We start from the raw sequence: 13,581 nt of genomic DNA, 5'->3' as shown, positions 1-13,581 counted from the left end.
ATTAATCGGTTTTGGTTGTCTGTGCTGACGCCATCGCGAGCAAGCTCGCTCCCACAGTTGATCGTAATTCTCTGACCGATCTCGGTCACCTGTGGGAGCGAGCTTGCTCGCGATGAGGCCTGAACGGCCACCGCTATTCCTCCAGACAAAAGAAAACCCCCGACAATCCAGAGGACCGGTCGGGGGTTTTCGAGCAAGCGCCTTGCGGCGCCTGCCAGCTCAGCTTATTGGCAAGCTTCGCAATCCGGCTCGTCGATGGCGCAGGCCTTCGGCACTGGCGCAGGACCGGCTGGAGCAGCCAGGACCGAGTCGTCACCGTGGTTGCCGCCGCTGGAAACAGCGTTCAGCTTGCCGGTGTTGATGGTCGACTTCTCGGTGCTGGTCGCGGCCAGAGCGCGGAGGTAGTAAGTGGTTTTCAGGCCACGGTACCAAGCCATGCGGTAGGTTACGTCGAGCTTCTTGCCCGATGCGCCGGCGATGTACAGGTTCAGCGACTGAGCCTGGTCGATCCACTTCTGACGACGGCTGGCCGCGTCAACGATCCACTTGGTGTCCACTTCGAATGCGGTCGCGTAGAGCTCTTTGAGTTCTTGCGGGATGCGTTCGATCTGCTGCACGGAACCGTCGTAGTACTTCAGATCGTTGATCATGACCGAGTCCCACAGGCCGCGAGCCTTGAGGTCGCGAACCAGGTACGGGTTGATCACGGTGAATTCGCCCGACAGGTTCGATTTCACGTAGAGGTTCTGATAGGTCGGTTCGATCGACTGCGATACGCCAGTAATGTTGGCGATGGTCGCGGTTGGTGCGATGGCCATGATGTTGGAGTTACGAATACCTTTCTGTACGCGAGCACGAACCGGTGCCCAGTCCAGGGTTTCGTTCAGGTCAACGTCGATGTACTGCTGGCCACGTTGCTCGATCAGGATCTGTTGCGAATCCAGCGGCAGGATGCCTTTGGACCACAGCGAACCCTGGAACGTCTCGTAAGCGCCACGCTCGTCAGCCAGGTCGCAGGACGCCTGGATCGCGTAGTAGCTGACCGCTTCCATCGACTTGTCGGCGAACTCGACGGCAGCGTCGGAACCGTAAGGAATGTGCTGCAGGTACAGCGCGTCCTGGAAGCCCATGATGCCCAGGCCGACCGGACGGTGCTTGAAGTTGGAGTTCTTCGCTTGCGGCACCGAGTAGTAGTTGATGTCGATCACGTTATCGAGCATGCGCACGGCGGTGTTGACGGTGCGTGCAAGCTTCACGGTGTCCAGCTTGCCGTTGACGATGTGGTTCGGCAGGTTGATCGAGCCCAGGTTGCAAACGGCGATCTCGTCCTTGTTGGTGTTCAAGGTGATCTCGGTGCACAGGTTCGAGCTGTGAACCACGCCCACGTGCTGCTGCGGGCTGCGCAGGTTGCACGGGTCTTTGAAGGTCAGCCATGGGTGGCCGGTTTCAAACAACATGGACAGCATTTTGCGCCACAGGTCTTTGGCCTGGATGGTCTTGAACAGCTTGACCTTGCCCGGGTACTCGGTCAGGGCTTCGTAGTACTCGTAACGCTCTTCGAAGGCCTTGCCGGTCAGGTCGTGCAGGTCCGGTACTTCGGATGGCGAGAACAGGGTCCACTTGCCGTCATCGAAGACGCGCTTCATGAACAGGTCAGGGATCCAGTTGGCGGTGTTCATGTCGTGGGTACGACGACGGTCATCACCGGTGTTCTTGCGCAGCTCGATGAACTCTTCGATGTCCATGTGCCAGGTTTCCAGGTAGGCACATACAGCGCCTTTGCGCTTGCCACCCTGGTTAACGGCAACGGCGGTGTCGTTCACGACTTTCAGGAACGGAACAACGCCCTGGGATTTGCCGTTGGTGCCCTTGATGTACGAACCCAGTGCACGAACCGGCGTCCAGTCGTTGCCCAGGCCACCGGCGAATTTCGACAGCATGGCGTTGTCGTGGATCGCGTGGTAGATACCCGACAGGTCATCCGGGACGGTGGTCAGGTAGCAGCTGGAAAGCTGTGGACGCAGGGTACCGGCGTTGAACAGGGTAGGGGTCGAGGACATGTAGTCGAAGGACGACAACAGGTTGTAGAACTCGATCGCACGGTCTTCCTTGTTCTTCTCCTCGATCGCAAGACCCATGGCCACGCGCATGAAGAAGATCTGCGGCAGTTCGAAGCGCACGCCATCCTTGTGGATAAAGTAACGGTCGTACAGGGTTTGCAGGCCCAGGTAGGTGAACTGTTGGTCGCGCTCGTGGTTGATCGCCTTGCCGAGTTTCTCAAGGTCGAAATCAGCCAGTACCGGGTTCAGCAATTCGAACTGGATACCCTTGGCGATGTACGAAGGCAAGGCCTTGGCGTACAGGTCGGCCATTTCGTGGTGGGTCGCGCTTTCAGCGACTTCCAGGAAGCTCAGGCCTTCGGCGCGCAGCGTGTCCATCAACAGGCGGGCAGTCACGAACGAGTAGTTCGGCTCGCGCTCGACCAGCGTACGGGCGGTCATGACCAGGGCGGTGTTGACGTCTTTCAGTGCCACGCCGTCGTAGAGGTTTTTCAGGGTTTCGCGCTGAATCAGGTCGCCATCGACTTCTGCCAGGCCTTCGCAGGCCTCGGTCACGATGGTGTTCAGGCGGCCCATGTCCAGCGGCGCCAGGCTGCCGTCGGCACGAGCGATGCGGATCGACGGGTGAGCGTTTACCGCTTCCTCGGCAGGGGCGCGGGTGGCGCGTTCCTTGGAGCGACCGTCACGGTAGATCACGTAGTCGCGAGCCACTTTCTGCTCGCCGGCACGCATCAGGGCCAGTTCGACCTGGTCCTGGATTTCTTCGATGTGGATGGTGCCGCCCGATGGCATGCGACGCTTGAAGGTCGCGGTGACTTGTTCGGTCAGGCGGGCAACGGTGTCGTGGATTCGCGACGAAGCGGCAGCGGTGCCGCCTTCAACTGCGAGAAACGCTTTGGTGATGGCGACGGTGATTTTGTCATCGGTGTAAGGAACGACAGTGCCGTTACGCTTGATCACACGCAATTGGCCAGGCGCGGTAGCCGACAGATCCGAATTCGAATCAGCAGCTTGCTGCGCGGTGCCCTGCGGGTTCTCGCGAGTTGTGTCGGTTTGCATGGGTGTCTCCACGTTCTCTATGTTTGATTGGGCACCATCACGGTGCCCACCGTTCCGTCCTGAAGCACTACAGCCAGCAAGCGCCGGGCATAACGACCTCGGGACAGTTTCAGGAAGGGGCGCTTGCGCCGCTTCCCTGCCGAAGTCTTTGGTTTCAGGCCGTGAGCCTGAAACCGAATTTCTGGTGGGTGACAGTTTTCGACTGCAACACCCGTACCGTTTTCACTTCCTGGTGAAGGAAAACAGCAGCCATCCGCGCACGCGGTTTGGTCTTCTAAAAAAGAGTTTGGTTCAACCGAACAGGAGCAAGAAAAGCGCTTGAATTTCTTGTCTGATTTGTGTTTGGTTCTTGGCGTAAAACCCTACATGTAGGGTTTTTTTGTCGCCGGGCTACAAGATAATGCGTTTTAGGGGGCGATTGCAACGTGCTACCTGTGGATAAAGCTGTGCGTAATTTGTGTATGAAACTCGCAAACATCGTGTAGGCCACGACCCTGCTGGATCGGACCGCTTGTCACAGTTTTTTGCTCTCGAATTTAGCCGGAAGCGGATTTTTGCGGGCGCGAACCCTATCACAAAAATGGCCGGTTACCGAGCGCATTTACTGGCTTGTGTTCGCAAGGGGGGCCGTTGCTACAATCGGCTTCCTTTACGCTGTCTTATCCGCCCCGATCATGACAAAAAACGGGTGGACCCTTCCTTAATAGAAATATTGGCAAGCAGAGGTCACCCGTGGAGCAAGAAGCCTGGCAGGTATTGATCGTCGAGGATGACCAGCGTCTGGCTGAGTTGACCCGCGAATACCTGGAGAGCAACGGCCTGAGCGTGACCATCGAGGGCAATGGTGCGCTGGCGGCGGCGCGGATTATTGCCGAGCAGCCGGACCTGGTGATCCTCGACTTGATGCTTCCCGGCGAAGACGGCCTGAGCATTTGCCGCAAGGTGCGCGACCGCTACGACGGACCGATCCTGATGCTCACCGCCCGTACTGACGACAGCGACCAGATCCTTGGCCTGGACCTGGGCGCCGACGATTACGTCTGCAAACCGGTGCGCCCGCGCTTGCTGCTGGCGCGGATCCAGGCGTTGCTGCGCCGCAGCGAGAGCCCTGAGCCGGTGGCGCCGGAAAAGCTGCGGCGTTTGCAGTTCGGCCCCTTGGTGGTGGACAACGCCCTGCGCGAAGCCTGGCTGCAGGACAACGGTATCGAGCTGACCAGCGCCGAGTTCGACCTGCTGTGGCTGCTGGTGGCCAATGCCGGGCGAATCTTGTCGCGCGAAGAGATCTTCACCGCACTGCGGGGCATCGGTTACGACGGCCAGGATCGCTCGATTGATGTGCGCATTTCGCGCATCCGGCCGAAGATTGGCGATGACCCGATTCACCCGCGGCTGATCAAGACCATTCGCAGCAAAGGCTATTTGTTCGTCCCCGAGGCCTGTGTAGATCAGGCACTGTGAACTCGATCTTCCTGCGCATTTATGGCGGCATGTGCGCGGCGCTGATTCTGGTGGCGGTGCTTGGGGTGCTGGCCTTGCAGGTGCTCAACCAGGTGCGCAGCGAGCAATACCGCGAGCGGCTGGCCCATGGCACGTTTTCGTTGATGGCCGACAACCTGCAACCGATGAGCGACATCGAGCGTCGCCGGGCATTGGCGGTGTGGGAGCGGCTGCTGGGTATTCCGCTGGCGTTGCAGACGTTCAGCCAGACCGGCCTGGACCTCGGCCAGCGCAACCGCGTACAGCGCGGCCAGGCGCTGGTCGAACAGACCGGCCCACACGCGGCAAAGGTTTACCGCTTGGTCAGCGACAAAGAGCAATTGGTGCTGACCGGCGAGGTGCAGCAAATCAGCGAGCAACTGGCGCGAGCAACCATCTACCTGCTGGCCGATGAACTGGTGCGCTACCCGGTGGCCGAGCAGCCGCAACGGTTGGCGGCGCTCAAGCAGGCGAAGGGGTTCGGCTTCGACATGACGCTGGTCACCCTCGAACAGGCCGACATGGACGAAGACCAGAGCCGTCGGGTGGCCGAGGGCGACACCGTCATGGCGCTGGGCAAGGGCGGTGATTCGATTCGGGTGCTCGCCGGCATGGTTGGCACACCCTGGGTGCTGGAAATCGGCCCGCTGTATCAGATGAATCCCTATCCGCCCGAGTGGCTGGTGTCGATTGCCGCGTTGGGTTTGAGCCTGATCGGCTTGATCGTTTATCTGCTGGTGCGCCAACTGGAGCGCCGCTTGCGCGGGCTTGAAGCGGCGGCCACGCGCATCGCCAAGGGTAGCCTGGAAACCCGCGTGCCGGCACGCGGCGCCGATTCCATCGGGCGGCTGGCGGCGGCGTTCAACGGCATGGCCGAGCACTTGCAGCAGTTGCTGGCGATTCAGCGCGAACTGGTGCGGGCGGTGTCCCACGAGCTGCGCACGCCGGTGGCGCGCTTGCGCTTTGGCCTGGAGATGATCGGCACAGCGAGTACGCCCCAGGCGCGGGAGAAATACCTGGCGGGCATGGATCACGACATCCAGGACCTCGACGGGCTGGTGGATGAAATGCTCACTTACGCGCGACTGGAGCAGGGCTCACCGGCGCTGAATTTTCAACGGGTCGACCTGGACGCCTTGCTCGATCAGGTGATCGGCGAGTTGGCGCCGTTACGCGCCGACGTCACGGTGCAACGCGGGTTGTGCCTGTCGGCTGCCGATTGCGATGACGCGTGGGTCGAGGCCGAGCCGCGTTATCTGCACCGGGCGCTGCAAAATCTGGTGGGTAACGCCATGCGCCACGCGCAGTCGCAGGTGTGCGTCAGTTATCAGGTGGGTCAGCAGCGCTGTCGCGTGGACGTCGAAGACGATGGCCCCGGTGTGCCGGAACAGGCCCTGGGAGAAGATCTTCACGCCGTTCCTGCGCCTCGATGACAGCCGAACCCGCGCCTCGGGTGGGCATGGGCTGGGGCTGTCGATTGTGCGGCGGATCATTCACTGGCATGGCGGCCGGGCGTTGATCGGCAAGAGCAAGACCCTGGGCGGGGCCTGTTTCAGCCTGAGCTGGCCGCGCAATCAAGAGAAGGATTGAGAGGGTTGTCAGGTGCTGAAAGTCTTCAGGCCTTGATGCTGACCAGGCTCAGCAACTGCCCGTCGTGCACCGAAAATTGCGCGTCCAGCTCACTGCCGTGGCGCCATTCGCTGGACAGATCGGTCAGCAGGCGAAGGCGCACATGGCCGCTTTCGTTCCATTCCAGCACTTCGGCGTGTTCGAAGTAAAAACGCTGTTGGACGATGGGGTAGAGCGCTTTGAACAGGCTTTCTTTCACCGAAAAGGTCAGGGTCACCCACAGTGCGATTTGCTCTGGGGCACCCGCGGCCATGCGCTGGAGTTCGGCGGCGGTGAGGATTTCCCCGGCCAGGCGTTCGGCGCGCTCGGCGCTCAGCAGGTTTTCCAGGTCCATGCCCAGGCCGCGCCAGTGGTCCTTGCGCGCCACAATGGCTGCGGCATGGCCGGTGCTGTGGGTGATCGAACCGCAGATATGTGCCGGCCACACCGGCGCACGATCCTCGCCAATGGCCGGGATGTAATTCAGCTGTTCCAATTGTTGCAAGGCTGCGCGGGCGCAGACGCGACCGGCGAGAAACTCGGCCTGACGCTTGGCCACCGAGCGCTGGATACTCGCCGGCCGTTCGACCGCGCTGCGCTGGAAGTCGTCGATTGCCAGGTGTGACGGGTTGAAACGGGTGCTGAGCAACACCGTGCCGGGCAGCGCAAATGGCAGCGGCCAATGGGCGTCGAGCGGGGTGCAGCAGGTGGGGAGTGTGGGCAGTGGATTCATGCGGGGCATTTTGCCGGGTTGGGTTGATGCTGGGTAGTGCTCACAACAAGAACCCAGGTTGAAAGAGAACCTGTGGCGAGGGAGCTTGCTCCCGCTCGGCTGCGAAGCAGTCGTAAATCCTGCAGTCGCGGTGCATCTGACGAACCGCGTGGGCAGGTATTGGGGCTGCTACGCAGCCCAGCGGGAGCAAGCTCCCTCGCCACAAAGGTGACTGACCAACCCAGGTTTCTGGTGTCAACCAAAGATCTTCTTGAAGAACGCCTGCATGTCCGCCCATGAGCTGTCGTCGGCGGCCTTGTTGTAGCCGATGTCCGGCCCGCCGTGTTCGCCGTGGCTCAAACGGTCGGCGTCGGGGTTGCTGAAGCCGTGCTTGGCGCCTTCCAGGCTGACGAAGCGATAGTCGGCCCCGGCCTTGTCCATCTCGGCCTTGAACGCCGCGACCTGATCAGGGGTGACCATGCTGTCCTGGGCGCCGTGTTCCACCAGCACCCTGGCCTTGACGCTGCCCGCTGTCGCCGGGGCGTTGGTCACCAGCGCGCCGTGGAAACTCACCACGCCCGCCAGTGGCACACCCTGGCGCGCCGCGTCGAGGACGATCTTGCCGCCGAAGCAGTAGCCGATGGCGGCCAGTTTGTTCGGGTCGGTCTGGGGTTGTTTTTTCAGCAGATCGAGCCCGGCGGTGAAACGTGCATTGGCAGCCGCGCTGTCCTTCAGGGCTGCCTGCATGAACGCCATGGCGTCAGCCGGGTGTTCAGTGTTCTTGCCGTCGCCATACATGTCGATGGCCAGTGCGCTGTAGCCCAGTGCGGCGAGGTCGCGGGCGCGGCGCTTGGCGTAGTCGTTCAGCCCCCACCATTCATGCACCACTACCACGCCGGGGCGGGCGCCCTTGAGGCTGTCGTCGTAGGCGTAGTAGCCGATCAGCTGTGTCCCGTCGGGGCTTTGGTAGGGGATTTCCTGGGTCTTGATCGCGGCCTGAGTCAGGCCGCTCAGGGTCAGTAATGCCAAGGCAAGGAATACACGCATGGTCAGTTCTCCATTAAAAGACGTCCGCTGATCCTAGACGATTTGATTCAGGTCAGGTTCAGAGAGTGTTCAGGGGGAGTTCAGGGGTTGGTCGGTAAGCTCTTCCCATACCCCAAAGCGCACAAAGCATGAGGAAGACCCCTATGACTGCATTCAAAAAACTGATGCTGGCCGTGACCGTTCTCGGTGCCAGCGCTGCGGCCCAGGCGGCCGACAGCAACTTCGCCAGCCTGACGTTCGGCCAGACCAGCGACAAGGTGAAAAAATCCAATTCGCTCAACAGCAACCTCGATCATCCGAACGCCGACGGTGTGATTGGCAAGGACAATACCTGGGGCCTGCGCCTCGGGCGGCAAAACGATGAGGCGCGCTACTACGCCACGTATGACAATGTGTCCGGCAGCCACAATGGCATCAAGTTGCGCCAGGAAAACCTGCTGGGCAGTTATGATCTGTTCCTGCCCGTGACCAGCAGCACCAAGCTGTTCGGCGGCGGCACGGCCGGCCTGACCAAGCTGACCCAGGACTCGCCGGGCTACAGCCGCGACAGCGACATCGGGTATGCGCTCGGCGTACAGGCCGGCGTGTTGCAGCAAGTTTCGCAGAACACCTCGGTTGAACTGGGTTACCGTTACCTGCGCAGCAATGCCAGCACTGAAATGAGTCAGCGTGGCGTCGGCAAGCAGGGCTCACTGGACCTGACCAGCAGTGCTCAAACTTACGTGTCGGCCAACTACGCTTTTTAAGCGCGCGTTCAGAGTCGGCCCGCGCCGGATCAGCCTTGGGGCGATCCGGCGTCGTCGTGTTAGTCATCAGGGCACTGACGGTGCCCGTGGAGGCGTTGCCTTGCCTGGGAGAGCGTTATGAAACTGCTGGTCGTCGAAGATGAAGCGCTGCTGCGCCATCACCTGCAAACCCGTCTCACTGACAGCGGCCATGTGGTCGAAGCCGTGGCCAATGCCGAGGAGGCGTTGTATCAGGTCGGGCAGTTCAACCATGACCTGGCGGTGATCGATCTCGGTCTGCCGGGCATGGGCGGGCTGGAACTGATCCGCGCGTTGCGCACCCAGGGCAAGAGCTTTCCGATCCTGATCCTGACCGCGCGCGGCAACTGGCAGGACAAGGTCGAAGGCCTGGCCGCCGGTGCCGACGACTACGTGGTCAAACCGTTTCAGTTCGAAGAGCTCGATGCGCGCCTCAATGCGTTGCTGCGCCGCTCCAGCGGTTTTACCCAGTCGACCATCATTGCCGGGCCGTTGCTGCTGGACCTCAACCGCAAGCAGGCGTCTCTCGACGAGCAGCCTCTGGCGCTGACCGCGTACGAGTACCGAATCCTCGAGTACCTGATGCGGCATCACCAGCAAGTGGTGGCCAAGGATCGCCTGATGGAGCAGCTCTACCCCGATGACGACGAGCGCGATCCGAATGTGATCGAGGTGCTGGTCGGCCGCCTGCGGCGCAAGCTCGAAGGGCCGGCCGGTTTCAAGCCGATTGAAACCGTGCGTGGCCTGGGCTACTTGTTCAACGAGCGCTGCCGGTGATTCGTTCTCTGCGTGTGCGGTTGATGCTCGCTGCCACCACCCTGGCGGTGCTGTTCATGCTGGCGTTGTTGCCAGCCATGCAGGGCGCGTTCAGCCTGGCGCTGCAAGATTCGATCGAGCAGCGCCTGGCCCTCGGACGTGACCACGCTGATCTCCGCGGCGCGGGTCGAAAACAACCGGTTGCAGATGCCGACACAGTTGCCGGATGAGCGCTTCAACCTCACCGACAGTCGGCTGCTGGGCTACATCTATGACCGCGAAGGGCATCTGGTCTGGCGTTCACGGGCGACCCGGGACGAGGACATCAACTACACGCCACGCTACGACGGACGCGGCAATGAGTTCGCCCGCATCCGTGCGGCCAACGGGCAGGAATTCTTCGTCTATGACGTGGAGGTCAAGCTGCTGGGCGGCAAGAGTGCGGCGTTCAGTATCGTGGCGCTGCAACCGGTGCGTGAGTACCAGCAGACCCTGGAAGGCCTGCGGGAGAATCTGTATCTGGGGTTCGGCGCCGCGTTGCTGGTGTTGCTCTCGCTGCTGTGGATCGGCCTGACCTGGGGCTTGCAGGCGCTGCGCCGCTTGAGCCAGGAACTGGACCAGATCGAAAGTGGTGCCCGTGAAAGCCTCAGTGAAGAACACCCCCGCGAACTGCTGCGCCTGACCGGCTCGTTGAACCGTTTGCTGCGCAGCGAGCGGGAGCAGCGCAGCCGTTACCGCGACTCGCTGGATGACTTGGCCCATAGCCTGAAAACCCCGTTGGCGGTGCTGCAAGGGGTCAGTGAAGACATGGCCCGACGCCCGCAGGATCGGGATCAGGCCTGGGTGTTGCAAAGTCAGATCGAGCGCATGAGCCAGCAAATCAGCTACCAGTTGCAGCGTGCCAGCTTGCGTAAAAGCGGTCTGGTGCGCCATCAGGTGCGCTTGCGTCCGGTGCTGCAAAGCCTGTGCGACACGCTGGACAAGGTCTATCGCGATAAAGCGGTGCGCGTTTCGTTCGACTTGCCGGAGCATTGCTACGTGCCGATCGAGCAGGGGGCGCTGCTGGAAATGCTCGGCAACCTGTTGGAAAACAGCTATCGCCTGTGCTTGAGCCAGGTGCGGATCAGTGTGCGCGAGGTGATGGGTGACATCGAGTTATGCGTCGAGGACGACGGGCCGGGTGTGCCGCCGGATCAGCGGGCGCGGATCCTCAAGCGCGGCGAGCGCCTGGACCGCCAGCATCCGGGGCAGGGCATTGGTCTGGCGGTGGTCAAGGACATCATCGAAAGCTACGGCGCGCAGTTGACCTTGAACGACTCGGTGCTGGGCGGGGCGGCGTTCCGGATTCATTTTCCGGTGGCGTGAGCGAAGCTCGGCACTGAAACTCAATCCTCCTGGGCGCGGTAAGCGCCGGGGGTCAACCCGGTCCACTTCTTGAACGCCCGGTGAAACGCCGAGGGTTCGGAGAACCCCAGCTGTTCGGCGATCTGTTGCAACGACAGGTCGGCGCGGCCCAGGTGATAAATCGCGATATCGCGGCGCAACTGGTCTTTCAATTCCTGAAAACTCGAGCCCTCCTCACGCAAGTGCCGGCGCAACGTCTGCGGGCTGATGTGCAGGTGCGCGGCCACTGTTTCCAGGTCTGGCCAGCGCGAACTGTCGCGGCTGAGCAAGCGGCGCAACTGGCTGCTGAGGCTGTCCCCGTCGTCCGGGCGCGACAGCAGGTCGGCCGGCGAGCGTTCGAGAAAATGCTTGAGGGTGCGTTCGTCCTGCAACAGCGGCATGGCCAGGTAGCGGCTGTGAAACAGCAGGCTGCTGCGGGAGGCCGAGAACTGCTGCGGGCAGGGAAACAACAGGTCGTACTCGGCCGCATGCGCCGGTTTCGGGTAACTGAAGGTGGCTTCTTCCAGACGAATTCGCTGGCCGATCAGCCAACTGCCGAGCCGGTGCCAGATCACCAGCAGGCACTCGGTGAGGAAGTGTTCAGGGTCCCGCAGGGGCGAGTCGTCCAGGCTCAGGCGCACCATTTCGCCTTCGCGGCTCAGGGTCAGGCGCGGGCCGTCGGGGAATAGGCTATAAAATAATAAGCCGCGATGGAGTGCTTTCGACAGCGTCGGGCAGTGAATCAGGGCATGGCACATCATGGCAAAGGTGCCGGGTTTACTCGGGCCCTGGCCGAACCCCAGGTATTCGTCATCCAGCCCCTGCCATAGGCCTTGCAGCAGGCGGGTGAACTGCTCGGGGGCGAGGCGTGCGCGCGGTTCGTCAAGCAGTTCGGCGCTGATGCCCAGCGCCTGCAACAGCGGCGAATAGTCGTAACCCTGCCGACGCGCCCCCTCGAGGGCGGCGCGGGCGAAATGGCTGGCGATGGTACGTTCACGCATGGGTCGGGTCCGTCCAGTGAGTGGCGGATCTTAGCCACGACCCCACGCATGGACAAGGCGGATATCCGCCAAATTGTAGGACGAGATCCGGGAGGTGGGCGGGAATCCGCCACTTTGTGCGAGTGGGTGAGTCACGGCGACTGGGCTGTCACCCCTGCTGGCAAAGGGCTTGTGGGTGTTTTTGGTGAGCTGGCACGGGGTTTGCGATAAGGGCTGGAGATCTGCCAGCGCGCAGCTCGACAAAACAAATTCCTCCAGTGCAGGAGGGTTCGCAATTCAAGTGTCGTGGGCAACAGCCGGATGTTGCCACGCGGGACTCTTGAGGAACTTTGCAATGACGACTCGTCAGCCACTGTACAAATCCCTGTATTTCCAGGTGATCGTAGCCATCGCCATCGGCATTCTGCTCGGTCACTTCTACCCGCAGACCGGCGTGGCGCTCAAGCCGCTGGGCGACGGGTTCATCAAACTGATCAAAATGGTCATCGCCCCGATCATTTTCTGCACCGTCGTCAGCGGTATCGCGGGCATGCAGAACATGAAGTCGGTGGGCAAGACCGGTGGCTACGCGCTGCTGTACTTCGAAGTCGTGTCCACCATTGCCCTGCTGATCGGCCTGGTCGTGGTCAACGTCGTGCAACCGGGTGCCGGCATGCACATCGACGTCGCCACCCTGGACGCCTCGAAAGTCGCCGCCTACGTGACCGCTGGCGCTGACCAGAGCATCGTCGGCTTTATCCTCAACGTGATCCCGTCGACCATCGTCGGTGCGTTCGCCACGGGCGACATCCTGCAAGTGCTGATGTTCTCGGTGATCTTCGGTTTCGCCCTGCATCGCCTGGGTGCCTACGGCAAGCCGGTGCTGGACTTCATCGATCGCTTTGCCCACGTGATGTTCAACATCATCAACATGATCATGAAGCTCGCGCCGATCGGTGCGCTGGGTGCCATGGCCTTCACCATTGGCGCCTACGGTGTTGGCTCGCTGGTGCAACTGGGTCAGTTGATGATCTGCTTCTACATCACCTGCGTGCTGTTCGTGGTGGTGGTGCTGGGCGCCATCTGCCGCGCTCACGGTTTCAGCGTGCTGAAACTGATCCGCTACATCCGTGAAGAGCTGCTGATCGTACTGGGTACTTCCTCGTCGGAATCCGCCCTGCCGCGCATGCTGATCAAAATGGAGCGCCTGGGCGCGAAGAAGTCGGTAGTGGGTCTGGTGATCCCGACCGGTTACTCGTTCAACCTCGACGGCACCTCGATCTACCTGACCATGGCCGCCGTGTTCATCGCCCAGGCGACTGACACCCACATGGACATCACCCACCAGATCACGTTGCTGTTGGTGCTGTTGCTGTCCTCCAAAGGTGCTGCGGGCGTGACGGGTAGCGGTTTCATCGTGTTGGCCGCGACTCTGTCCGCCGTTGGCCACCTGCCGGTTGCCGGTCTGGCGCTGATCCTGGGTATCGACCGTTTCATGTCCGAAGCCCGCGCCCTGACCAACCTGGTCGGTAACGCAGTGGCAACACTGGTCGTGGCCAAGTGGGTCAAGGAACTGGACGAAGACAAGCTGAAGGTCGAACTGGCTTCCGGTGGTCGCGGTATCTCCGACACCCGCGAAGAAGACGATCTGGGCGTGGCTGAAGGCCCAACCCCGACGTCGGTGAAGTAATTCACTGAACCATGAAAAACCCGCTTCGGCGGGTTTTTTATTGCCT

The 13,581-nt window shown here is 61.5% G+C and carries 8 protein-coding genes and 2 pseudogenes; 6 read left to right on the top strand and 4 right to left on the bottom strand.

Annotated features, from left to right (window positions below; all coding sequences use genetic code 11):
- Positions 1–224: 224 nt before the first annotated feature.
- Positions 225–3,119, bottom strand: coding sequence for a ribonucleoside-diphosphate reductase subunit alpha (locus tag AABM54_RS18875; protein WP_347901518.1), 2,895 nt, complete (start codon positions 3,117–3,119; stop codon positions 225–227).
- 732 nt (positions 3,120–3,851) lie between these two features.
- Here AABM54_RS18875 and AABM54_RS18870 point away from each other — a divergent pair.
- Positions 3,852–4,577 (top strand): response regulator, encoded by a 726-nt coding sequence (locus tag AABM54_RS18870; protein ID WP_347901517.1) that lies wholly within the window; start codon positions 3,852–3,854, stop codon positions 4,575–4,577.
- Positions 4,574–6,185: pseudogene (locus AABM54_RS18865) on the top strand (ATP-binding protein). The gene AABM54_RS18870 and the pseudogene AABM54_RS18865 overlap by 4 nt, the downstream one beginning before the upstream one ends.
- 25 nt (positions 6,186–6,210) lie before the next feature.
- Here the strand turns inward: AABM54_RS18865 and AABM54_RS18860 are convergent.
- Together AABM54_RS18860 and AABM54_RS18855 are read right to left on the bottom strand one after the other, a co-directional pair.
- The gene (locus AABM54_RS18860; RefSeq protein ID WP_347901516.1) at positions 6,211–6,936 is read right to left on the bottom strand and encodes a 4'-phosphopantetheinyl transferase superfamily protein; all 726 of its coding nucleotides are present in this window, start codon (positions 6,934–6,936) and stop codon (positions 6,211–6,213) included.
- 234 nt (positions 6,937–7,170) lie between these two features.
- On the bottom strand, positions 7,171–7,962 hold the full coding sequence (locus AABM54_RS18855) for a dienelactone hydrolase family protein (RefSeq protein ID WP_347901515.1): 792 nt from the start codon (positions 7,960–7,962) through the stop codon (positions 7,171–7,173).
- Between the two features lie 143 nt (positions 7,963–8,105).
- On the opposite strand from AABM54_RS18855, the gene AABM54_RS18850 reads away from it, so the two are divergent.
- From AABM54_RS18850 to AABM54_RS18840, 3 genes and pseudogenes are all read left to right on the top strand, one after another.
- Positions 8,106–8,708: a hypothetical protein gene (locus AABM54_RS18850; RefSeq protein ID WP_347901514.1), complete on the top strand. Its 603-nt coding sequence runs from the start codon at positions 8,106–8,108 to the stop codon at positions 8,706–8,708.
- A 117-nt stretch (positions 8,709–8,825) separates the two neighbouring features.
- Positions 8,826–9,503, top strand: a complete 678-nt coding sequence (locus AABM54_RS18845) for a response regulator (RefSeq protein ID WP_347901513.1) — start codon at positions 8,826–8,828, stop codon at positions 9,501–9,503.
- A pseudogene (locus tag AABM54_RS18840) lies at positions 9,500–10,847 on the top strand (ATP-binding protein). The gene AABM54_RS18845 and the pseudogene AABM54_RS18840 overlap by 4 nt, the downstream one beginning before the upstream one ends.
- A gap of 20 nt (positions 10,848–10,867) precedes the next feature.
- Here AABM54_RS18840 and AABM54_RS18835 read toward each other — a convergent pair.
- Entirely contained in the window at positions 10,868–11,866 is a 999-nt protein-coding gene (locus AABM54_RS18835; protein ID WP_347901512.1) for an AraC family transcriptional regulator, read from the bottom strand.
- A gap of 334 nt (positions 11,867–12,200) precedes the next feature.
- Between AABM54_RS18835 and AABM54_RS18830 the strand changes: the two genes are divergently transcribed.
- Positions 12,201–13,535, top strand: coding sequence for a dicarboxylate/amino acid:cation symporter (locus tag AABM54_RS18830; RefSeq protein ID WP_347901511.1), 1,335 nt, complete (start codon positions 12,201–12,203; stop codon positions 13,533–13,535).
- The last annotated feature ends 46 nt before the right edge of the window (positions 13,536–13,581 follow it).

Origin of the sequence: Pseudomonas purpurea (assembly GCF_039908635.1) — a bacterium.
In the GTDB taxonomy this organism is placed as follows: Bacteria; Pseudomonadota; Gammaproteobacteria; order Pseudomonadales; family Pseudomonadaceae; genus Aquipseudomonas; species Aquipseudomonas purpurea.
Note: the sequence above shows the minus strand (reverse complement) of the source record. Positions and strands in the feature narration are given on the sequence as shown.